The sequence below is a fragment of the Winogradskyella poriferorum genome, from assembly GCF_050618035.1.
In the GTDB taxonomy this organism is placed as follows: Bacteria; Bacteroidota; Bacteroidia; order Flavobacteriales; family Flavobacteriaceae; genus Winogradskyella; species Winogradskyella poriferorum_A.
This window is the reverse complement of record NZ_JBODPY010000003.1, coordinates 20,926-44,841: the sequence shown is the minus strand read 5'-3', so window position 1 is coordinate 44,841 and position 23,916 is coordinate 20,926. Positions and strand designations below refer to the sequence as shown.

Below are 23,916 nucleotides of genomic sequence, written 5' to 3'. Positions count from 1 at the left end.
ATGTTTAATTATTTCCTGAAAAACGTTGCTTCAAATGTAGAACTATTTCCAACATTATCCGTAACAATTAATTTTAATTCATTTTTAGTATCTGTTACAACATTATCATTAAAATCGTGAACAAGGGAGTTGGTTTTGTAGTCATACTCCATGAGTATCCATTTTCCATTAACAGTGGCTCGATATTTACTGATGCCAGATAGGTCGTCATCAATTTTCACCTTTAAATAACGGTACTTACTTAACCATCTTTTGTTCTGAAAATTTACAGGTTTTATTGTTGGCGCGACGGTATCCATGGCCAATGCATAAGTTCCAAAAGTCTTACTACCAGCACTTAATATATTACCTTTTCTAATGGTATAAACGTAGTTTGGTTTTTTATAGTAGCCGTAAAGTCTAGCAATAAATAATTTGTCTTGATGCGGTTTTTTGTAGTTACTAATGTCGTAATTGATATAAAAATTCTTTTGGAGCGGAATTTTATCTTCATGTAAATTTAAAGTATCAGAACTAACACTAAAATCTATGAGCATGTCATCATAGAGTGTGTTCTCATAAAAGTTAACCGTGTAGTTACCTGAACTTAATGTGGTGCTCTGATTACTATATACTTGCGTTTTATCTGTTGGTGTTTCTTCAGTGGCGATCTCTAGTTCTTGATATTTACCCTCAATAGGGATGTTAATCCAGGTTTCATTTTCTTTAAAATCCCTTACTCTTATTTTATAAACAGAAGCTGTACTATCCTCAACCCTAACATAACCATTGTCGCTTACGTCCTTATAAAGACTTAAAGGGTTATTGGGTTCAATAAAGAGCTTTTGTATTCTGGATTTTTTGGTTTTCCAATATTCATAATCGATAAGCCTTTTGATATGTTTAGTTTCATCAAAACTAAAGCGCTTAAAATCGATCTCTAAACTTTTATTGCCATTAAAAAAAGTTTGAATATTGCTAACGCCATTATTATTTGGTGCTAAATCTTGTTTATCGTAGGTAGTAATTCCAAATCCAATATTGCCAATGGCCTTAATTTTTTCAACATCATAATCACCATTTTTTTTCGGGATTAATCGAAGCGGTACGCGACTATTTTTTCCGTTTATTAAAGCTTGTTCATCTTTGGGATAGGCATGGATACCCAATACGTGAGGTGCTCTTGTATCTTTAACGTCAATCCCAAAAAGCATAGGATTAATTGGGCGTTCTTGATTATCTCTAATTTCAAAATGCAGATGAGGTCCACCAGAACCTCCAGTATTACCAGAAAAAGCAATTATTTCCTGATCTGAAATTGGTAATTCATCAGGGCCAGGAAAAACTTCCACTTCAAAACTTTCTTTTTGATATTGACACATCTTAATGTATTCTTCTAAACGATTAGAAAACTTTTGAAGATGGCCATATACGGTTGTGTAACCATTTGGATGAGTAATGTAAATTGCCTTTCCATATCCAAAATGTGATATTTTAATTCGACTCACATAGCCACCAGCAGACGCGTATACTTTAAGGCCTTGCTTTTGTTGTGTTTTTATATCCAGACCACCATGAAAATGAGAAGACCTAAGTTCGGCAAAAGTGCCCGACAATACCAAGGTTATATCGAGAGGGTTCTTAAAATAGTCTTGAGGGTATTCCGACTGAGAATACAATGTGGTTGTAAGTAAAAATAGAATAAGAAAGTATCTCATTGGCATTACAATTCGAGCTAAAATATTAATTTGAATAGGATTAGCAAAACCAATAAATGGTAATATTTTTCCTAACGACTTAAAGATTCAAATGTTATGCCAAGTAAAATAAATTGTAAAAGAATTGCGATTTTTCATTTGGTATATTAAATTTGTTACTACAGTATTGAATTACTTTAATGAGTAAAATTGAAGACATTGTTGATGCTCTAGAAAATAAAATCAGTAAGGTTTTACACAAGCAAGAGGTTTTAAAACAAACTAATGCGAAACTTGCGGAAAGACTGGAGGAGCAACAACAAAAACTTTTAGAACAGCAAGAGGAAATTGCTTCTTGGAACGAGAAATATGAAACGCTCAAAATAGCAAATTCAATGCTTGGTGGTGACGAAAATAAACGAGAAACTAAGCTCAAAATAAATGCACTTATAAGAGATATTGACCATTGTATAAGTCAATTATCGGAATAAGTGGGTAAATTAGATTAAATGTCAGATGAATTAAAAATTAAACTTTCAATTGCCAATAGAGTATATCCATTGACAATTAATCCAAAACAGGAGGAAGGTTTAAGAAAGGCGACAAAAAAGATTGAAGCCATGATCGGACAGTTTGAGCAAAATTACTCTGTAAGAGATAAGCAAGATGTATTAGCCATGTGTGCTTTACAGTTTGCCGCTCAAGTAGAGCAAAAAACAATAGACAAGGAATATGTAAATGAAGAGGTTCAGCAAAAGTTAGAAGCTTTAAACGAACTTTTAAATTCGCATATTTAACTCGTACGTTCTTTAAAATACAAAAGGTTACTGCCTACATTAGTTATATTTTTTGATAAACTCAACGTTAATTCTTTAAAAAGGGTGAGTTGAAGTTGTAAAATCGTGCTGTTAATACTTAGTATTTAGACAGATTTTTGATCAGCTTGTTAGCCCTAAACTTGTTTTTAAGGAGTTTATACAAAATCCAAAACTGATGTAGGCTTTTTTTATATACTAATAACTAAACAACAACATGGACACTAACACAATCATATATTTAGTTGGAGGTGTAGTACTAGGTCTTATCATAGGCCTTATTATTACCAAATCCCTTGGAAAGGGTAAAGCCTCTAAACTAATTAAAGATGCAGAAAACGAATCTAAATCTATATTAAAACAAGCCAAGTCAGATGCCGAAGCATTAAAGAAAGACAAGATTCTTCAAGCAAAGGAGAAGTTTATAGAATTAAAAGCAGAGCACGAAAAGGTAATCTTATCTAGAGATAAGAAAATGGCAGAGGCAGAGAAGCGCATTAGAGATAAAGAATCGCAAATATCTAATGAATTATCAAAGGCTAAAAAGTCGAATCAATCACTTGATAATAAAATAAAAGACTACGATTTCAGACTTGAGTTCTTAGAAAAGAAAAAAGATGAAGTTGAAAAAGCGCATAAGAGTCAAATAAAACAATTAGAAGTTATATCCCAGCTTTCTGCAGAAGAAGCTAAAGAGCAACTCGTTGAATCTTTAAAGGAGGAAGCGAAAACAGATGCTATGGCATTTATCCAAGATCGATTGGAAGAAGCCAAACTTACAGCACAACAAGAGGCGAAGAAAATAATCATCAATACAATTCAAAGAATAGGTACAGAGGAAGCCATTGACAATTGTGTTTCTGTATTTAATATCGAATCAGATGATGTAAAGGGACGTATCATTGGTAGAGAAGGACGAAATATACGTGCTATAGAGGCAGCAACTGGTGTTGAAATCATTGTAGATGATACTCCAGAGGCAATCATATTATCGTGCTTCGATTCTGTAAGACGCGAAATTGCACGCTTGTCATTACATAAATTAGTTACTGACGGTCGTATACACCCAGCAAGAATTGAGGAGGTTGTAAGAAAGACACAAAAGCAGATAGAACAAGAAATTATAGAGGTTGGTAAGCGTACTGTTATTGATCTCGGAATCCATGGCCTGCACCCAGAATTAATTAAAATGGTAGGTAGAATGAAATATCGCTCCTCCTATGGACAAAACTTATTACAGCACTCACGTGAGGTGGCTAAGCTATGTGGTGTAATGGCAGCAGAGCTTGGATTAAATCCTAAACTGGCTAAACGCGCAGGATTACTCCATGATATTGGTAAAGTACCTTCTTCTGAGGCAGATATTGAGACACCACACGCAATTTTAGGAATGCAATGGGCAGAAAAGTATGGTGAGAAGAAAGATGTATGTAATGCTATTGGAGCGCACCACGACGAGATAGAGATGACCACTTTACTGTCTCCAATTATTCAGGTTTGTGATGCAATTTCTGGTGCTAGACCAGGAGCAAGACGTCAGGTTCTAGACTCCTACATACAAAGACTTAAGGATTTAGAAGATGTTGCATTTGGATTTACTGGTGTGAAGAAAGCTTATGCGATTCAGGCTGGTAGAGAATTAAGAGTCATTGTGGAGAGTGAAAAGGTTTCTGATGACCAAGCAGCGAGTTTATCATTTGAAATTTCTCAGAAAATTCAAACAGATATGACATATCCTGGCCAAGTTAAGGTTACTGTTATACGAGAAACTAGAGCTGTGAATATAGCGAAGTAAGTATATTAAAATAGATAGAAGAAGCGCTCAATAAATTTGAGCGCTTTTTTATTTTCTAGGATGATATTTGTTAAGAACTTCACTTAAATGAGATCTGTCCACATGCATGTAGATTTCTGTTGTAGTTATACTTTCATGACCCAACATCATTTGTATAGCTCTTAAATCGGCACCATTTTCTAAAAGGTGTGTCGCGAAGGAATGCCTAAATGTGTGAGGAGAAACATTTTTATTAAGTCCAGATTTTTCCACCAAGCGCTTTATAATGGTAAATACCATAGCACGTGTTAATTTTTTGCCTTTATAATTTAAAAATAAAACGTCTTTGGATTCCGGTTGTACCTCAATATGGTTTCTTATCTCACGCCAAATTGAAATATACTTTTGGGTGCTCTCACTTATAGGAACAAAGCGCTGTTTATCGCCTTTTCCTGTAACCTTAATAAAGCCTTCGTCAAAGAAGAGATCCGATATTTTTAAGTTCACAAGCTCACTTACCCTTAGACCACAACTATATAAGGTCTCCATTATAGCTCTATTGCGCTCTCCTAAATTTATACCTTGATATTGATAACTGAGGTCAATGGTTTTAATCAGCAAGTCAATATCTTCAACAGAAAGCGTATCTGGTAGTTTACGCCTAATTTTTGGTGACTCAATAAGATCTAGAGGGTTGGTTTCTCTATAGTTTTCAAAAATTAAATAATCGAAAAAATTACGTAACCCAGAAATAAGCCTGGCTTGAGACCTTGGGTTTAGGCTTTTTGAAGTCGCATAAATAAATGCTTTAACAGTATCATTATTTATTTTAATAGGACTTGCTTCGATGGAATTGGACTCCACATAAGTTATTAGCTTCTTTATATCGTAGGTGTAGTTTTCAATAGAGTTTATTGAAAGACCACGCTCAATCTTAAGATAATGCTGATAATCTTTTAGGGCATCATTCCATTTCATGATATAAAAATAAAAAAGCCATCTCAAACGAGATGGCTAAACTTTTAAATTAAATTCTAATTAAAGACCTGGATAGGAATCCGTCAATATTTGCACAATGTCAATGATGTGTCCTACAATGAAGAATCCTAAAGTAAGAATGTAAAGTACATTCCAATACCATGGACTTCCAATGTACCATCTGTGTGCGGCAAAACCACCTAATACAAACCACAATGCTGCAGCAATCCACTTGTCTTTACCTGCATATGCTGCAGGAATTGCTTCTGAAACCTCGTCGTTAGAAACTTCAGTAGTAATTGTTGTCTCAGTAGCTACTGAGGCTCTTTTTACAGGGAACGATGCAAAAGCAGAACTCATGCATAACATAATTGCAAAGGCAGAAAGTAATAATTTAATTTTCATAAAAATTGGTTTAAGTTTGCTCTAAAATAGAATAAAAATTTAAATTCACCAATAGTTTAGTTTATTACATTTCTTACAAGTAAAAATTATGAAAATCCTCAAAATCTTCTTATTCCTAGTTTTAACAAGTCAATTTTTGTTAGGACAGAATGATAATAAGTATGCTGGCTTTATTAAGTTACAAGACACGTTGTTAATTAAATATAAGTTAGAATTTAGTGAAGATAACGGGACTATTTCTGGATTTAGCTTAACAGATTTTGGAGGAGCCCATGAGACGAAGTCTAAAATCGTTGGACAGTACGATAAGGAATCCAAACTATTAAGTTTTAAAGAGGTTGAAATCATATATACGAAATCACCTGTTTCATTAGATGCGTATGATTTTTGTAATGTAAACTTTGAGCCATCGAAATTTAAATTGGGCTCTGACAAACTTTCTGGTGATTTTAAAGGTAGATTTAGTGATGGTACGGAGTGTATAGATGGTGAAATTGCCATGAGTAGTGTAGAAAAGATTTCAAACCGTATTAATAAGTTCACCAGTCGTGTTCAGAAATCAAAACGTATAGCAGACAGTACGAAACAGAAAATGCAAAATCTAAAAATATTAGATACAATTAATCTTAATGTACTCAAAAAAGGCGAGGTGACTTCTGTAATTGTAAAGTCTAGTGACGTTAAGTTTTTAGTTTATGATGCTGGTCAGATTGATGATGATATTGTAACCATAAAACAAGATGGTAAACCAATTCTCTCAAAATATCGAATAACGGATGAGAAGAAAATCTTAAACGTTAATATGAATAAAGAAAAGATTAGCTTAACGATTCATTCGGATTCAGAAGGTACTATAGGCTCTAATACAGCAATTATTGAAATTGTTAATGGTGATAACACTATTAAAACTATGACAAACCTTAAAAAAGGGGAGACCACCAAAATAGATTTACTCCAAAAACAATGATTCTGATATATTACTTTATGATACCCTTATTTTAATATCTTTACTTTATGAAGAATCTTATCATTATCAATGGGCCAAATCTAAATTTGTTGGGCAAGCGCGAGCCAGAAATCTATGGTAGAAAGACCTTTGATGATTACTTAGATGAACTTAAGATAAAGTTTAAAGATCTTAATATCGATTACTACCAATCCAATATTGAAGGGGAAATTATCGATAAACTTCATGAGGTGGGTTTTGTTTCTGATGGTATAATTCTTAATGCTGGTGCATATACACACACCTCTGTAGGTATTGGTGATGCGATAAGTGCTATTAAATCGCCTGTAATCGAAGTGCACATATCCAACACATTTTCACGTGAAGAATTTAGACATCAATCATATATTTCACCTAATGCCAAAGGTGTGATTATAGGATTTGGTCTTAAAAGTTATGATTTAGCCATACAAAGTCTAATAGATTAATTATGAAACGCCGTTCATTACTATTCTTTCTTTTAGTATTTGGTTTTTATGTAGGTAATTCTCAGGTTGACTTTGGGGTAAAAGGAGGTGTAAACATTACATTTTTTAAAGTAAATGAAGGTAATTTTGGGACTACTCCAGAATCTGATACTGGATTTTACGGAGGCTTTTTTGCCGATTTCATAATAGATGATGGGTTTCATATCCAGCCAGAAATACTATACAAGGGTGTTGGCGATTTTGAATTTATTAATGCGCCTATTTATCTAAAGTATGACATCAGTAATGACTTTCACATTTTATTGGGACCCAGCTTAAATTACTTTTTTGATTTCTTTTCTAATAAATTTAAGGTAAGAGCTGATGTAAGCTTAGATTACGATTTAGGTTCGAGATTAAGTTTACACATGAAATATACCTTAGGATTCCAGGAGTTTTCTCCAAATATTATTTTTCTAGGCCTAGGCTATAAAATCTAGTAAGCACAAAAGATTTTAGAAAAATTAAGAATTTTCACACAGTATTAACTGTGCATTATGCTTTGATTGTGAATTAGTTAGGATTAATTAACAGAATACAAGTCTAGGTTTGTACCTATTAATTTCTAACATCAATCAATTATGAGAAAACTCTTTTTATTGTGTACTGTTATTACACTAACTTCATTAATGTCTTATGCCCAGGAGTATTCTGAGGACGACAAAAACAAGACAACATTTGGTATTAAGGCTGGTATCGACCAGACTTTTGTCTTTAATGCGGACAGTTCATTTGATCAAGTGAATTATTATGCTGGATTTTTTTCAGACACGAGATTGTCGCTAAAGACAAGCTTTCAGTTTGAATTAAGATATGTAACATATCGTCAAGATCATTTTATTGAAATCCCATTACTATTTAAATACCATTTTACAGACAAGTTTAGAATGTATATTGGACCAAGATTTGATTTTATCTTGGATGACAAAGCATTAGCTAAGAATTTTAGTTTGGCTGCAGAATTTGGTGTAGAATATGATATTAGTAAACACTTTTATATTAATGCATCTATGAGTGCTAGTTTAGAGAATCAGATTGTGATAGATCAGTTCAACACTGGATCTAGGCAAAATTTCAGGCTAGGACTTGGCTATAGATTTTAAATTAAAAAAGCGATTCATATTTGAATCGCTTTTCTATTATATTCTTATTACAGCTTAAAGATGAATAACTTCATCGTAAGCATCAGCTACTGCTTCCATTACAGCTTCACTCATCGTTGGGTGAGGATGGACAGCCTTTAAAACCTCATGACCTGTGGTTTCTAACTTTCTTCCTAAAACCGCTTCAGCAATCATATCTGTAACGCCAGCACCAATCATATGGCAACCTAGCCATTCACCATATTTAGCATCAAAAATTACTTTTACAAATCCTTCTTTATTACCACCTGCACTCGCTTTACCAGATGCTGAGAATGGGAACTTACCAACCTTAATATCAAAACCTTGATCTTTTGCTTGGGCTTCAGTAAGACCAACACTTGCAATTTCTGGAGAACAGTAGGTACATCCTGGTACGTTACCATAATCTAGGGCTTCAACATGATGACCAGCTATTTTTTCTACACATAATATCCCTTCGGCAGAAGCTACATGGGCTAAAGCTTGCCCAGGTGTAACATCACCTATTGCATAATAGCCAGGAATATTAGTTTGATAATAATCATTTACTAAGATTTTATCTCTATCAACAGCAACACCAACATCTTCCAATCCAATATTTTCAATATTTGATTTTATACCAACTGCAGAAAGTACAATATCAGCTTCTAAAACTTCTTCACCTTTTTTAGTTTTTACAGTAGCTTTTACACCTTTACCAGATGTATCTACAGAGGTTACTTCAGAAGATGTCATAATCTTAATGCCAGATTTCTTAAAGCTTCGTTCTAATTGTTTTGAAACTTCATCGTCTTCAACAGGTACAATTTTAGGCATATATTCTACTATCGTTACTTCTGTGCCCATAGAATTATAGAAATAAGCAAACTCCACACCAATAGCACCAGAACCTACAACTATCATTTTCTTAGGTTGCTTATCCAATGTCATAGCCTCTCTGTAACCAATTACTTTTTTACCATCTTGAGGTAAGCTAGGTAATTCACGAGATCTAGCTCCAGTTGCAATTATGATATGATCAGCAGAATATTCGGTTCCGTCAACATCAATTTTCTTACCTGGTTTTAATTTGCCAAATCCTTCAATGACGTCGATCTTATTTTTCTTCATTAAGAATTTAACGCCGTTACTCATACCATCGGCAACACCACGGCTACGTTTTACAACGGCATCAAAATCATGTGATGCGTCTTTAACATTTAATCCGTAGTCTTCAGCATGTTTTAAATATTCAAAAACTTGAGCAGATTTCAATAAGGCTTTGGTAGGGATACAACCCCAATTTAAACAAACACCACCAAGACTTTCTTTTTCTACGACAGCTGTTTTAAATCCTAACTGGGAGGCTCTTATTGCTGTAACATAGCCACCTGGTCCACTTCCTAATACTATAATATCGTATTTACTCATGAGTAATTTTTTAGTTGAATTTTGAGGGTACGAATTTACGAAACGTAAACGTAATATTAAAGGTCTTCAGTAAAATGTCTTTTGCCTTTGTCTTTAGAGAATTTCTCTTGGTTGTAGGCCACTGATTTTCCTTTTGGTACAGATAAAGATTGCCATTCTGATCCCCTAATAGTCTTTGCAATATAAACTATCTGACCAATGTGATACGCATAGTGCATCAGTTGCCGATTAATCGCTTCAATCACTGTATGACCTTGATTTCTTATGTAAACAATGTCTTCCAAATGATCATCTGTGAGCTCATCTAAAGCGTTAAATAGGCAATTCCAACCTTTTTCCCAGTATGCTTCAATAGAGGCTTTATTTTCAAAGACATCTATAAATTCGTTATCACGATGTCTCCAGCTTTTCTCACCGTCTTCAGTTAAAAAATTAGTCCATCGACTTAACATATTACCAGAAATATGTTTAGCAATTATGGCAATAGAATTAGCGTCCTCATTATTGGCTATAATTTCATCAAAGGATAGTTGATCTAAGGATTTATCACCAAGATTTTTATAATACAGAAATTGTTTTTTTACGCTTTGTAAATAACTGCTCATGTTTACCCTTTAGATGGCACAAATTTTAGCGCTACACCATTTATACAATGTCTTTTACCGGTAGTATCTCTCGGCCCATCATTAAAAACATGACCTAAATGTCCGCCACAAGTAGCACAGTGTTCTTCGGTGCGAGCATATCCTATTTTATAATCTGTAGAAAAGGCGACGTTTCCATTTATTGTTCTATCAAAGCTAGGCCACCCAGTCCCAGAGTCAAATTTATGTTCGCTTTTAAAAAGAGGGGTGTCACAAGCGGCACAATGGTATATACCTTCATCATAATTTTTATTTAATGGACTTGTAAATGGTCTCTCTGTTCCGGCTTGTCGTAAAACATAATATTGCGCATCAGTAAGTTGTGCCTTCCATTCAGCATCAGTCTTTGTGACAGGATATTTTACCTTCTCTTCGGTTTCCTTTTTTTGGGCGGACGTATTACAGTTTAAAAATAGAACTGTTAGTGTAAATAATAAGATCTTTTTCATGTTATAAAAGTACTAAATATGTCTTACCCAATTGTCGAAGAATACGTTAAAAACTTACTAAACCGTTTTCGGTTATTTTATTGTTAAGGATTCCATTTTTTTAAGTATCTTAAATACCTCTTTCGTTATTTTGTATCCAATTAAAACCAACAATTAAATGAAGGCATTATTCTTAACAAGAGAATTTCCACCATATGTGTACGGAGGCGCTGGTGTTCATGTAGAATATTTGGCAAAGGAATTGTCAGAACTCATGGAAATTGATGTTAGAGCTTTTGGAGATCAAAATGCAAAAGGATCAAACTTAAATGTCACCGGTTATCCTTTCGAAGATGGTCTTTTTGATAGTAGCGATGATAAACTAAAATCGGTATTTAAGACCTTAAGTACAGGACTTCATATGAATGCGGACAAGATTGATGCAGATGTAGTACATTGTCATACTTGGTATTCACATTTTGCAGGTATAATGGCAAAGTTGTGCTATGGTACACCCCTAGTCGTAACAACGCATTCTTTAGAGCCTTTAAGACCTTGGAAACGCGAGCAACTCGGTAGAGGATATGATGCCTCATCTTGGGTGGAGAAAACAGCTATTGAAATGGCCGATTGTCTCATTGCAGTTTCTGAAGAAACTAAAGAAGATGTATTAAAGCATTTTAATGTTGATGAATCAAAAGTCGAAGTTGTATACAATGGTATTGATCTAAAGGAATATGCAGTAGTAAAAGAAACAGATGTTTTAGATCAGTATGGTATTGATAAGAATAAACCTTTCGTGTTATTTGTAGGACGAATTACAAGACAGAAGGGCATTATACATTTAGTCAATGCTATAAAGTATATCGATGCAGAAACACAGATTGTACTTTGTGCTGGTGCACCAGATACAAAAGAAATTGCTAAGGAAATGGAAGATGCAGTAGAAGAGGCATCAAAATCGAGAGATAATATCTTTTGGATAGATAAAATGCTAGATAAAAAAGATGTGATTCAACTCTATTCTCATGCGTCGGTATTTTGTTGCCCTTCTATATATGAGCCATTCGGAATAATAAACATAGAAGCTATGGCTTGTGAAACTGCTGTTGTAGCAAGTGCAGTTGGTGGTATTAAAGAGGTTGTGGTAGAAGGTGAAACAGGATTGTTAATTGATGTAGTGCAACAAAATGAAGCACCATTTGAGCCTGTTGATCCAGATAAGTTTTCTCGTGACTTAGCAGAAGGTATAAATCGTGTTATTAAAGATGACGCATTAAGACATAAAATGGCAAAAGCTGGTCGACAACGAGTTGAGGCATTTTTTGACTGGAAGGCCATTGCAAAACAAACAAAATCAATTTATCAATCACTAATAAATAAAAGATGATTAACGACAAAGTCATATCCATTATTTTAGGAGGAGGTCAAGGGTCTCGATTATATCCATTAACAGAAAACAGATCAAAACCAGCAGTACCCATTGCTGGAAAGTATCGATTGGTGGACATCCCAATTTCAAACTGTATTAATTCAGACATAAAAAGAATGTATGTATTAACTCAGTTTAATTCTGCTTCATTAAATAGGCATATTAAAAACACGTATCATTTTAGTTTTTTTAGTTCTGCCTTTGTAGATGTTTTGGCAGCTGAGCAAACCATTAATAGTGATAAGTGGTTTCAAGGTACTGCAGATGCTGTTAGGCAGAGTATGCATCATGTATTACAGCACGATTTTGAGTATGTACTGATACTTTCTGGAGATCAGCTATATCAAATGGATTTTAATAAGATGATCTCTGCACATATAGAAAGTGGTGCAGAAATTTCAATAGCAACACAACCGGTTAATGCTAAGGATGCAACGGCATTTGGTATTTTAAAAACAGACGAAAATAATATCATAAAATCTTTTATCGAAAAGCCAGATGCTTCCTTGTTACCAGATTGGACCTCGCCGGTTAGTGATGATATGAAAAATGAAGGAAGACATTATCTAGCATCGATGGGAATCTATATTTTCAATAGAGATCTGTTAGTGGAATTAATGGAGGAACCTGATAAAGTAGATTTTGGTAAAGAGATTATTCCTGATGCTATTGAAAAGCATAAAACTTTAAGTTATCAGTTTGAAGGTTATTGGACTGATATTGGTAATATCGATTCTTTCTTTGAAGCCAATTTAGGTTTAACAGACGAAATTCCGAAGTTTAACTTGTACGATAACAACCAACGTGTTTATACCAATGCACGAATTTTGCCTACGTCAAAGATTTCAGGGACACTACTAGATAGAACTGTAATTTCAGAAGGAAGTATTATTCATGCCGCTAAGATCGAACGCTCTGTGATAGGAATTCGGTCGCGTATTGGAGCGGAATCTACAGTTATTAATTGTTATATGATGGGTAATGACCATTATGAATCCTTAGAAGAGGTTCAAGAAAAGAAGATTAAAATATTCATGGGAATTGGTGAGCGATGCTTCATTAAAAATGTTATCCTTGATAAAAACTGTAGAATAGGTGATGATGTAAGGATAAATGGTGGAAAGCATTTAGAAGATGCAGAGACAGATACCTACTTTATAAAAGATGGTATTGTCGTCGTTAAAAAAGATGCTGTAATTCCATCCAAAACCATTATTCAATAGATTATTTAATTGTTTTTTAAAGAGTTATCCAATTATAACGTTGTAGTTGTTCTACGAGAAGCAGATTATTTTTTATATTCAAATTCTATAGTAATTTCGCAACGTAATTAACATTCAACCATAAAAATGCTGAACCAAAGACGAGTTGTAATTGATGCCGTTAAACCTCAAATAAACGGTGGGGAGTTTTTCATAAAACGTATTGTAAACGAAATAATAAATGTAGATGCACATGTTTTAGTAGATGGCCATGACGTCATTGCGGCTTCAGTGTTATTTAAGCATGAAAAGGAGCGTAAATGGAGTGAGGCTCGAATGCATCTTGTTGTTAATGATGAATGGCGTACGGTTTTCAAGGTTACTAAACAAGGCTTTTATAGCTATAAAGTTCAAGGTTGGGTAGATCATGCGCTTAATTGGCAACATGGTATCGAAAGAAAGATTGACGATAATCAGCATGTTAAGTCTGAATTATTAGAAGGTATCACTTACATAAAGCCATTGCTTAAAAAAGCTTCAAAAGAAGAAGAGCAATATTTAAAATATTGTATAGACTGTTTTGGTGATGAAGGTAAGTATGAAGAAGCAATAGTTGAGGCCAAATCATCAAATCTGCATGAGATTTTTGTAAAATATCCAGAAAAGGATCTTGCTAATGAAACGCAGGAATATCAAGTCTATGTAGATCGAAAGAAAGCTTTATTTAGTACTTGGTATGAGTTCTTTCCAAGATCATCTTCTGAGACCGAAGGACAACATGGTACTTTCAAAGACTGTGTGCGCTTACTACCTCGCATTGCAGAAATGGGATTTGATACTTTGTATTTTCCACCAGTACATCCAATAGGTGAAGTTAACCGTAAAGGAAGAAATAATACAACAGATGCTAAAGAAGGTGACTCAGGATCGGCTTGGGGAATTGGATCTAAACATGGAGGTCATAAAGACATTCATCCACAGCTAGGAACTGTCGAAGATTTTAAAATGCTTGTTGAAAAAGCAAAGGGTCTAGGTATAGAAGTAGCTATGGATTATGCCTTACAAGCAGCACCAGATCATCCTTGGGTAACAGAGCATCCAGATTGGTTTAAATGGCGTCCAGATGGTACGGTTCAATATGCAGAAAATCCACCGAAAAAATACCAAGACATATTGCCAATCTATTGGGAAAGCAAAGACTATAAAAACCTTTGGAAAGAGTGTCTTGATATTCTACTTTACTGGATAGAAGATTGTGGTATAAATGTATTTAGAGTGGATAATCCACACACTAAGCCTTACTATTTTTGGAACTGGGCGATATCAGAGGTTAAAAAGAAACATCCTGATGTAATTTTCTTGGCTGAGGCCTTTACAAAGCCAAAGGTAATGCAACAGTTGGCTAAGCAAGGCTATACGCAGTCTTACACCTATTTCACATGGCGTAATACCAAGCATGAGCTTATTGAGTATATGACCGAATTGACGGAGTCTGATCAGCGCGAATATATGCGACCAAATTTTTGGCCAAATACGCCCGACATAAATCCTTATCATTTGCAGGGTGCTAATGAATCTAAGTATATTCAGCGTTATGTTCTGGCTGCAACACTAAGTTCAAATATTGGTATTTATGGTCCTGTATTCGAGCAGCAGATCGATGAGGCAATTCCTGGGAAGGAAGAGTATTATATGTCTGAGAAATTTGAGGTAAAGCATTATGATTGGTCCATTCAGAATAAATTGACTTCAATTATTACTAAGGTTAATGCTATTAGACATGAGCATGAAGCCTTACAACAAACTAATAATATTAAGTTCTGTCATATTGAAAATGATAACCTAATAGCTTTTTACAAATGGAATGATGCCAAGACAGATGAGTTATTAATTATTGTAAGCTTAGAGCATTATTACATGCAACAAGGTTCAGTTCAATTACCATTGGCAGAATTGGGTGTTCATGAAGGTCAACAAATAACAGTGAGTGATTTGGTTACGGGAAGTAGTTACAACTGGCACAGTGAGTGGAATTTTGTAGAGTTACACCCAACATTACCATTTCATATTTTCAAAATAAACAAATAAATGTCAAAGAAGAAATCCAATACCGTTTCTAACCTTTCAACACCTTACAATTTTGATGTGAGGTGGGAAGAATTAATGGAAAATGAGGATTTTGTAAAGACATTTTTATCTGATGTTCTTGAAAAGTATATCATCAAACAACGCTGGTATGGTGGTAAATCGAGTAAACTTAAATACATAGAATTATCAGAATACTTCAGAATTCAGCAGAATGAAGAAGTGTATTATGGCCTTATTTTAGAGGTTAATTTCTATGAAGCATTTTATCAGCATTACTTTTTACCAATTGCCTTTGTTTCCGATGAGAGCTTTGCACAAGATGACCGAATTTTACCAATAAGTATTCAAAATCAGGAAGGTTATATTATAGATGCCATCAATTTAGAAGCCTTTAGAAGAGTCGTATTTGAGCGTATTTTAACGGCTCTGCCAAAAGACCGAACGCGAGTTCAATATAAACGTAGTTCTTTATTTACAGATTGTAAATACGAATCATCTCGGTTTATGGGCTTGGAACAAAGCAATACATCCATAATCTATAACGATAAGTTTGTATTAAAGTTCTTTAGACGCATTTACGCAGATCGAAACCCAGACTATGAAATGAGTCGTTTCTTATCAGAAAAGAAAGATTTTAAGAATACACCTGCCTACCTAGGTAGCATGCAAATAAAAGATCAAGAAAACACCAATATAACGATTGCCTTAATGAACGAAATGGTTCCTAATGAAGGCGATGCGTGGGATTACATGCTCAAGGAATTACATAAAGTGTTTTCTAATTTAGAATATAAGAACATAAATATAGAGGCCTTACCAATTGCTAACCGTTTTGAGCGCATGACTATTAGAGACATTCCGCCTCAAATTATTGATTGGGTAGGACTTAATGTTTTTACCAAAGTTCAAACATTGGCCAAGCGAACTGCAGAGATGCATATTGCTTTAGGCTCTGAGTTTGAAGATACAGCGTTCACACCCACACGATTTAATGGAGATTATACGGTTTGGTTAAAAAACCGATTATTATATCAATTTCAGAATCGTCTCAATGCTGTAGAAAATAATTTACACAAGCTAGACGGACTGGCTTTGGAATTGGCTAATGAATTTCTGGAGAAAAAAAATGAAATCAGAAAACGGTTTGTAGATTTTGATTGGACCAAATTAAAGGGTGAAAGACTACGCGTGCATGGCGATTACCATTTAGGACAGATCCTAGTACAAAATGATGATTTCTATATTTTAGATTTTGAAGGTGAGCCAGAAAGTACCATTAGAGATCGAAAGGTAAAACAACCACCACTTAAAGATGTAGCTGGTTTATTTAGGTCATTTCATTACGCGATATATGCTACAATCTTTAATAATCTAAAGAATTATAAGCATTCTCAAGATGAGCTATTTGATGCAGGTGAGGTCTTGTATCGCTATCTCAAAAATGTGTTTTTAGGCACGTATGTTACAGAAATTCAAAACGCAAATATCAATATTGGCTATAACCAAGAGCGCATTTTCTTATTAAAGTATTCAATGTTAGAAAAGGCAGTATATGAGTTGGGTTATGAGCTAAACTCTCGTCCACGATGGGCTGTGATTCCTTTAAAAGGAATTTCAAATATTATCAACCACTAAAGATTTATGGCAGAAGTTAAAGTACATAGTTTATTTACAGATTTTGATATTAATTTATTTAAGTCAGGAAAGCATTACCGACTGTATGAAAAATTCGGATCATACATCACCACTGTTGATGGAGTAGAGGGTACATATTTTGCAGTATGGGCACCTAGTGCAAAATCAGTTTCGGTAATTGGTGATTTTAACTTTTGGCTAGAAGGCGACCATAAGCTAAATGTACGTTGGGATGGAAGTGGTATTTGGGAAGGTTTTATACCTGGAGTTGGTAAAGGCAACGTTTATAAATACAAAATCCATAGCCATCATAACGATATAAAAACTGAGAAGGCCGATCCTTACGCAAGACGATGTGAGCATCCACCAAGAACCGCATCGATTGTATGGGATGACAGTTACAAGTGGAAGGACAATAAATGGATGAAAAAGCGTGAGAAGCACAATGCATTAGATGCACCTTTTTCGGTCTACGAAGTACATTTAGGATCTTGGAAGAAAAAAGTAGAAGAAAATCGTTTTCTCACCTATGAGGAGTTAGCTGATGACTTGGTGTCTTATGTGAAGGATATGAATTTCACGCATGTGGAGTTAATGCCAATAATGGAATATCCATACGATCCATCTTGGGGCTATCAGCTTACAGGCTATTTTGCGCCGACCTCGCGTTTTGGATATCCTGAAGATTTTAAATTATTGGTGGATAAATTACACCAGAATGATATAGGTATTATACTCGATTGGGTGCCTTCGCATTTCCCAGAAGATGCTCATGGATTAGGATTTTTTGATGGGTCTGCTTTATACGAGCATCCAGATCGAAGAAAAGGCTATCATCCCGATTGGAAAAGTCTCATTTTTAATTATGGCCGAAATGAGGTAAAGTCATTTCTTATCAGTAATGCTATATTTTGGTTAGACCAATACCATGCCGATGGTTTACGTGTAGATGCTGTTGCTTCAATGCTCTTTTTAGACTACAGTAGAGAAGACGGTGAATGGGAACCAAATATGTTTGGAGGACGCGAAAATTTAGAAGCTATTGCTTTTATGCGTGAGATGAACGAGGCCGTTTATAATGCATTTCCAGATGTTCAAACTATAGCTGAAGAATCCACATCTTTTCCTATGGTTTCTAAACCAACTTATATTGGTGGTTTAGGTTTCGGTATGAAATGGATGATGGGTTGGATGCATGATACCTTGCAGTATTTTGCAAAAGAACCAATTTATCGTAAACATCATCAAAACGACCTGACATTCAGTATGACCTATGCGTTTACAGAAAACTTCATGCTACCATTAAGTCATGATGAGGTGGTTTATGGTAAGCATTCAATTTTGGGTCGTATGCCAGGTGATGAGTGGCAACGCTTTGCGAATTTAAGACTGTTGTACTCATATATGTTTACACATCCTGGTACAAACCTGCTTTTCCAAGGCGCTGAGTTTGGTCAAAGTGAGGAGTGGAACTTCCAACAAAGCCTAGATTGGCATTTACTGCAATACGAACCTCATAAAGGTGTACAGGCGTTAATTAAAGACTTAAATAAGCTCTATAAAAGTGAACCTGCTTTGTATGAAAAACAGTTCACAGGCGAAGGATTTGAATGGATTGATTATAATGACTCTGAGAATTCTGTTTTAGTTTATATAAGAAAGGGTAATGATGAAGAGAATGATTTAGTTATTGCTTGTAATATGACGCCAGTACCAAGAGAAAACTATAAAATGGGTGTACCACGTAAGGGTAAGCTTAAGGAAGTTTTTAATAGTGATCTTAAAAAGTATTTTGGTTCTGGAGCTTATAAAAATAAAATGCAGGCAACTAAAGATAATCCATGGCAATTCAGAGATAATTCTATAGAAATTGATATTCCACCATTAGGTATGGTGGCCTTTAAATACACCAAGTAATTCTTAAAAAGAAAGTCTTTTAATTGCATTTTAACTAAAATAAACTGCCGAAAACGATATAGTTAACAATTCTGCATAAATAGAGGCTTTAACACTTTCTTAAGTTCTTATTTTTCCGTTTTTTTACGTGCTTTTTTGAATAAAATGACGCTATGATTACAAATACTGAATTAGAGAATAAAGGAAATCAGTTTCCATCTAAAATCATCGGATTTGAAAAGGATGTTGATAAGCTTTATTTTTCAACTGATAATGATGTTATTCTTCAATTAACTGTTGTACGAGATTCATTACTTAGATTTAGATATACAACTGTTGGTAATTTTGATAATGATTTTTCATACGCTATAACTAAATATGCAAGTATTGGTTATAACAAACTTGAGATAGAAGAGAATGAAGATTGTTACATTGTTCTTACCTCAAAACTAAGATGTGAGATCTCTAAGGAGAGCCTTAGAATTTCAATATTTGATGCCAAAGATGGGGTTTTAATAAATCAAGATGAGATTGGTTTTCATTGGGAAGAAAGTTACCATTATGGCGGTAACATCGTAAAAATGAGTAAAGTTTCCAATGATGGTGAAAGCTATTATGGGTTAGGTGACAAGCCAAATCATTTGAATCTTAAAGGAAAACGTTATGATAATTGGGTAACTGATTCCTATGCTTATGGCAAGGATACCGATCCCATATATAAAGCTATTCCTTTTTACACGGGATTACATCACGGAAAAGCCTACGGTATTTTCTTTGATAATTCTTTTAGGACATCCTTTGATTTTGCGCAAGAAAGAAGAAACGTTACAAGTTTTTGGGCGCAAGGCGGTGAGATGAATTATTATTTCTTTTACGGTCCAAAAATGGGTGACGTAGTAGAAAGTTATACTGATTTAACAGGTAAACCACACCAATTACCACCTTTATGGGCTTTGGGATTCCACCAATGTAAATGGAGTTACTACCCAGAATCAAAAGTAAGAGAAATAACATCAACATTTAGAGATTTAAAAATTCCTTGTGATGCGATTTATCTAGATATTGATTATATGGATGGTTTTAGATGCTTCACTTGGAATAAAGATTATTTCCCTGACCCAAAAGGGATGGTCGATGATTTAAAGGTGCAAGGCTTTAAAACAGTAGCTATTATCGATCCTGGTATTAAAATAGATAAAAACTATTCAGTATTTAAAGAAGCACTAGAAAAAGACTATTTCTGTAAACGTGCAGATGGTCCATACATGAAGGGAAAGGTTTGGCCAGGAGAATGTTATTTTCCAGATTTTACTAATCCTGAAGTTAGAGATTGGTGGTCTGGATTGTTTAAGGAATTAATTGAGGAAATTGGTATAAAGGGTGTTTGGAACGACATGAATGAGCCTGCTGTTATGGAGGTGCCTAATAAAACGTTTCCAGATGATGTAAGGCACGATTATGACGGCAATCCATGTAGTCATAGAAAAGCCCATAATGTCTATGGTATGCAAATGGCCAGGGCGACTTATCAAGGTCTAAAGAAGTACTCCTTCCCAAAACGACCATTTGTGATTACCAGATCTGCTTATTCAGGGACTCAACGTTATACATCCACATGGACAGGAGATAATGTAGCAACTTGGGAGCACATGTGGATAGCTAATATTCAGGCACAACGATTAGCAATGTCTGGTTTTTCGTTTGCAGGTAGTGATATTGGTGGATTTGCAGAGCAACCTCAAGGAGAGCTGTTTACAAGATGGATACAATTAGGTGTTTTCCATCCATTTTTTAGAGTACACTCTTCTGGTGATCATGGTGATCAAGAACCATGGGCTTTTGATGAAGATGTTACTGATATCGTAAGAAAGTTTATAGAATTAAGATATCAGTTACTACCTTATTTATATACTGCATTTTGGAATTTGGCAGACCATGGCACCCCAATTTTAAAGTCTCTTGTACTTTACGATCAAGATGACGTTCAGACGCATTATAGAACGGATGAATTTATTTTTGGAGAACAGATACTGGCTTGTCCAGTTTTAGAGCCTAATGCAAAAGGTAGAAGGCTATATGTACCTAAAGGAAACTGGTATGATTTCTGGACCGATGAAATCGTAAAAGGAGGCAAGGAAATGTGGGTAGATGCAGATATAGATTACATGCCTATTTTTATTAAGGAAGGCGCCATTATACCGAAATATCCAATTCAGCAATATGTCGGTGAAAAGGAAATTACTGAAATCACTTTAGATGTTTATTATAAGAACGGTAAGGAGAGAAGTGAATTGTTTAGCGATGCTAATGATGGTTATGACTACAAGAAAGGACGTTATAGCTTACGTACATTTATGTTAACTGGAAGAAAAAAGGAGTTAATCATAAATCAGCACAAAGAAGGACGCTTCATAACAACTTATGACACTTTCAAAATAAATATTCATGGTTTACCTTTTGAAATTGGTGAAATTCAACTCGATAATGAGGCTATATCCTTGAATCATTTAAAATCTAATGGAACTAGTTCTTTTGTTGTTGATAAGAATTTTTCAGAATTACATATTATTAGCAAATAGAAGTGTGACCTTGAGATATAAGTTGGGTCTAATACATGAATTCATTTTTGTAAATTAGTAATCTTCTTATTAAACTATTAGCTATGCGTACCAAAAACATATTTTTTATCGTAACAGCCATACTCGTTGTTGTTTCATGTGCTGTTAACCCATTCACTGGAAAGAAAACAATGGCTTTTGTATCTAATGATCAATTATTTCCAGCAGCCTTTGCCCAATATAATCAAGTTCTAAGTGAAAATAATGTTATTACTGGTACTTCAGATTCTGAAATGATTACACGTGTTGGGCAACGCATTGCTGTTGCTGCAGAGCGTTGGTTAAATGCTAACGGTTATGAAGGTTATTTAGATGATTATAAGTGGGAATATAAGCTTATACAATCAGAACAGGTGAATGCTTGGTGTATGCCTGGTGGGAAAATTGCATTCTACACTGGAATTCTTCCTATTGCTCAAAATGAAACTGGTGTTGCAGCAATAATGGGTCACGAAGTTGCACATGCCTTAGCTAACCATGGTCAGCAACGTATGAGTTCGGGTATTTTACAACAGGCTGGAGGTGTAGCTGTTGCAGTAGCTACAGGAAATGAAAGCCCAGAAAAGCAACAAATGTGGATGCAGGCCTATGGTCTTGGCACAACAGTTGGGATGGCATTACCATTCAGTAGAGGCCATGAAACAGAGGCCGATAAAATAGGGTTGTATTTAATGGCAATGGCAGGTTATAATCCAGATGAAGCGGCAGAATTATGGAAACGTATGAAAGCGAATAGTGGAGGACAAGCGCCACCAGAGTTCTTAAGTACGCACCCAAGTAATGACACAAGAATTCAGAATTTACAAGCATTAGCACCAATGGCGAAAGCCGAAGCTAGAAAATTTGGAGTGACATCATTTAGACCTATAAATTAAATTGCATATCATATTATTTGATTACTTTAGAAGCTGTTCATTATGAACAGCTTTTTTAATTTTATGGTATGAGCGAACTTAAAAAAGGAAGTAAAAAGCTTCTACATGCATGGGCCTTTTATGATTGGGCAAATTCTGTTTATCCACTAGTTATATCATCTGCGGTATTTCCTATTTTTTACGGGGCATTGACTATTATTAAAGATGAGGAATCTGGTAAAATTTTAAATGATACCGTCAATTTTTTTGGGTATGATTTCAACAATGATTCTCTGATAAGTTATGTAACGGCCTTTAGTTTTCTCATTGTTTCGTTTTTATCTCCAATATTATCTGGGATTTCAGACTATGTAGGGAATAAGGAATCTTTTATGAAGTTCTTTTGTTATCTCGGTGCATTAGCGTGCATAGGGTTATACTGGTTCTCACTTGAAAATATAGTGTTTGGAATGATTTGTTATGTACTAGGACTTGTAGGATTTTGGGGTAGTTTAGTTTTTTACAATTCATATTTACCAGATATAGCCTATCCTGAACAACAAGATAAGGTCAGTGCTAAAGGATTTTCATTGGGTTATATTGGAAGTGTCATCTTATTACTTGTAAACTTGGTGATGATTCTTAAATACGATTGGTTTGGTTTTGAGAGTGAGGGACAACCGACACGGATCGCTTTTATCATGGTAGGTGTATGGTGGATACTTTTTGCACAATATACCTTTAAGTATTTACCAACCGGAACAAATGAAGGGCATAAGGTTACAAAAACAGTTCTTATGTCCGGTTTTAATGAGTTAAAGAAGATATGGAATGCCTTAAAATCAAATAAAATTTTAAAACGTTATCTCTCTGCATTTTTTATATACAGTATGGCCGTCCAAACGATTATGATAGCTGCCACCTATTTTGCAGTTGAGGAATTAGACTGGGGAACACAAGATTCTACAACAGGTCTTATAATTAGTATTTTATTGATACAACTAATTGCCGTTGTTGGAGCTAATTATACAGCGAAGTTGTCCAAAAAAATCGGTAATATAAAAGCTCTAATTTGGGTAATATGTATTTGGATTCTTATTTGTGGATTTGCATATTTTGTAACGACACCAGTACATTTTTATATTACTGCCGCATCTGTTGGTCTTGTAATGGGAGGTATTCAATCCTTATCTAGATCTACTTACAGCAAGTTAATACCGATGGGAACTGAGGATACAGCTTCTTATTTCAGCTTTTATGATGTTGCTGAGAAAATAGGTATTGTCATTGGTATGTTTATGTATGGTTTTGTGGCCAGTATTACAGGTAGCATGAGGTATTCGATTTTATTTCTAATTACCTTCTTTATTGTCGGTTTAATTATATTAACAACGTTAAAAAATATTAGAATTAGCGATACTGGGGTAGCGTAGTCTAATTTTTTTTACAAAATTCCTTACCTTT

The 23,916-nt window shown here is 34.6% G+C and carries 21 protein-coding genes and 1 other RNA gene; 16 read left to right on the top strand and 6 right to left on the bottom strand.

Annotation, left to right across the window (positions count from 1 at the left end):
* Positions 1 to 8: 8 nt before the first annotated feature.
* Positions 9 to 1,697 (bottom strand): M23 family metallopeptidase, encoded by a 1,689-nt coding sequence (locus ACRHOC_RS07600; RefSeq protein ID WP_431158001.1) that lies wholly within the window; start codon positions 1,695 to 1,697, stop codon positions 9 to 11.
* A 179-nt stretch (positions 1,698 to 1,876) separates the two neighbouring features.
* Here ACRHOC_RS07600 and ACRHOC_RS07595 point away from each other — a divergent pair, with 179 nt between their 5' ends.
* The 4 genes from ACRHOC_RS07595 to rny all read left to right on the top strand — a co-directional run bounded on the left by ACRHOC_RS07595 (position 1,877) and on the right by rny (position 4,286).
* Complete coding sequence (locus ACRHOC_RS07595) at positions 1,877 to 2,167, top strand: hypothetical protein (protein WP_431158000.1); 291 nt, start codon at positions 1,877 to 1,879, stop codon at positions 2,165 to 2,167.
* A gap of 18 nt (positions 2,168 to 2,185) precedes the next feature.
* Positions 2,186 to 2,473 (top strand): cell division protein ZapA, encoded by a 288-nt coding sequence (locus tag ACRHOC_RS07590; RefSeq protein ID WP_431157999.1) that lies wholly within the window; start codon positions 2,186 to 2,188, stop codon positions 2,471 to 2,473.
* A 59-nt stretch (positions 2,474 to 2,532) separates the two neighbouring features.
* Positions 2,533 to 2,651: non-coding RNA, 6S RNA (gene ssrS / locus ACRHOC_RS07585), on the top strand.
* 57 nt (positions 2,652 to 2,708) lie between these two features.
* Positions 2,709 to 4,286, top strand: a complete 1,578-nt coding sequence (gene rny / locus ACRHOC_RS07580) for a ribonuclease Y (RefSeq protein WP_431157998.1) — start codon at positions 2,709 to 2,711, stop codon at positions 4,284 to 4,286.
* Positions 4,287 to 4,334: 48 nt separating this feature from the next.
* Here rny and xerA read toward each other — a convergent pair whose 3' ends face one another.
* Entirely contained in the window at positions 4,335 to 5,243 is a 909-nt protein-coding gene (gene xerA / locus ACRHOC_RS07575) for a site-specific tyrosine recombinase/integron integrase (RefSeq protein WP_431157997.1), read from the bottom strand.
* 60 nt (positions 5,244 to 5,303) lie between these two features.
* Positions 5,304 to 5,648, bottom strand: a complete 345-nt coding sequence (locus ACRHOC_RS07570; RefSeq protein WP_431157996.1) for a TM2 domain-containing protein — start codon at positions 5,646 to 5,648, stop codon at positions 5,304 to 5,306.
* An 88-nt stretch (positions 5,649 to 5,736) separates the two neighbouring features.
* Between ACRHOC_RS07570 and ACRHOC_RS07565 the strand changes: the two genes are divergently transcribed.
* The 4 genes from ACRHOC_RS07565 (at position 5,737) to ACRHOC_RS07550 (ending at position 8,224) form a co-directional block, all read left to right on the top strand.
* Positions 5,737 to 6,615: a hypothetical protein gene (locus ACRHOC_RS07565; RefSeq protein WP_431157995.1), complete on the top strand. Its 879-nt coding sequence runs from the start codon at positions 5,737 to 5,739 to the stop codon at positions 6,613 to 6,615.
* A 47-nt stretch (positions 6,616 to 6,662) separates the two neighbouring features.
* Complete coding sequence (gene aroQ, locus ACRHOC_RS07560) at positions 6,663 to 7,082, top strand: type II 3-dehydroquinate dehydratase (RefSeq protein WP_431157994.1); 420 nt, start codon at positions 6,663 to 6,665, stop codon at positions 7,080 to 7,082.
* 2 nt (positions 7,083 to 7,084) lie between these two features.
* A complete protein-coding gene (locus ACRHOC_RS07555) occupies positions 7,085 to 7,561 on the top strand; it encodes a hypothetical protein (protein WP_431157993.1) in 477 nt (158 codons plus the stop codon).
* 141 nt (positions 7,562 to 7,702) lie between these two features.
* Entirely contained in the window at positions 7,703 to 8,224 is a 522-nt protein-coding gene (locus ACRHOC_RS07550) for an outer membrane beta-barrel protein (RefSeq protein WP_431157992.1), read from the top strand.
* 54 nt (positions 8,225 to 8,278) lie between these two features.
* Here ACRHOC_RS07550 and lpdA read toward each other — a convergent pair whose 3' ends face one another.
* The 3 genes from lpdA to msrB are packed head-to-tail and all read right to left on the bottom strand — an operon-like array spanning position 8,279 to position 10,748.
* The gene (gene lpdA / locus ACRHOC_RS07545) at positions 8,279 to 9,655 is read right to left on the bottom strand and encodes a dihydrolipoyl dehydrogenase (RefSeq protein WP_431157991.1); all 1,377 of its coding nucleotides are present in this window, start codon (positions 9,653 to 9,655) and stop codon (positions 8,279 to 8,281) included.
* A gap of 56 nt (positions 9,656 to 9,711) precedes the next feature.
* On the bottom strand, positions 9,712 to 10,260 hold the full coding sequence (locus ACRHOC_RS07540; protein WP_431157990.1) for a DUF1572 family protein: 549 nt from the start codon (positions 10,258 to 10,260) through the stop codon (positions 9,712 to 9,714).
* Positions 10,261 to 10,262: 2 nt separating this feature from the next.
* Entirely contained in the window at positions 10,263 to 10,748 is a 486-nt protein-coding gene (gene msrB / locus ACRHOC_RS07535; protein ID WP_431157989.1) for a peptide-methionine (R)-S-oxide reductase MsrB, read from the bottom strand.
* Between the two features lie 157 nt (positions 10,749 to 10,905).
* Here msrB and glgA point away from each other — a divergent pair, with 157 nt between their 5' ends.
* The 8 genes from glgA (at position 10,906) to ACRHOC_RS07495 (ending at position 23,885) form a co-directional block, all read left to right on the top strand.
* On the top strand, positions 10,906 to 12,117 hold the full coding sequence (gene glgA / locus ACRHOC_RS07530) for a glycogen synthase (RefSeq protein WP_431157988.1): 1,212 nt from the start codon (positions 10,906 to 10,908) through the stop codon (positions 12,115 to 12,117).
* Entirely contained in the window at positions 12,114 to 13,382 is a 1,269-nt protein-coding gene (locus ACRHOC_RS07525) for a glucose-1-phosphate adenylyltransferase (protein WP_431157987.1), read from the top strand. The genes glgA and ACRHOC_RS07525 overlap by 4 nt, the downstream gene beginning before the upstream one ends.
* Positions 13,383 to 13,508: 126 nt before the next feature.
* Entirely contained in the window at positions 13,509 to 15,449 is a 1,941-nt protein-coding gene (locus ACRHOC_RS07520) for an alpha-1,4-glucan--maltose-1-phosphate maltosyltransferase (RefSeq protein WP_431157986.1), read from the top strand.
* Positions 15,450 to 17,084 (top strand): trehalose synthase, encoded by a 1,635-nt coding sequence (locus ACRHOC_RS07515; RefSeq protein WP_431157985.1) that lies wholly within the window; start codon positions 15,450 to 15,452, stop codon positions 17,082 to 17,084.
* 6 nt (positions 17,085 to 17,090) lie between these two features.
* Entirely contained in the window at positions 17,091 to 19,001 is a 1,911-nt protein-coding gene (gene glgB, locus ACRHOC_RS07510) for a 1,4-alpha-glucan branching protein GlgB (protein WP_431157984.1), read from the top strand.
* Positions 19,002 to 19,153: 152 nt separating this feature from the next.
* Complete coding sequence (locus ACRHOC_RS07505; RefSeq protein WP_431157983.1) at positions 19,154 to 21,559, top strand: glycoside hydrolase family 31 protein; 2,406 nt, start codon at positions 19,154 to 19,156, stop codon at positions 21,557 to 21,559.
* Between the two features lie 83 nt (positions 21,560 to 21,642).
* Positions 21,643 to 22,473 carry a M48 family metallopeptidase gene (locus ACRHOC_RS07500; protein WP_431157982.1) on the top strand — a complete coding sequence of 277 codons (831 nt, stop codon included), beginning with the start codon at positions 21,643 to 21,645 and terminating at the stop codon, positions 22,471 to 22,473.
* 68 nt (positions 22,474 to 22,541) lie between these two features.
* Entirely contained in the window at positions 22,542 to 23,885 is a 1,344-nt protein-coding gene (locus tag ACRHOC_RS07495) for an MFS transporter (RefSeq protein WP_431157981.1), read from the top strand.
* Positions 23,886 to 23,916: the final 31 nt, after the last annotated feature.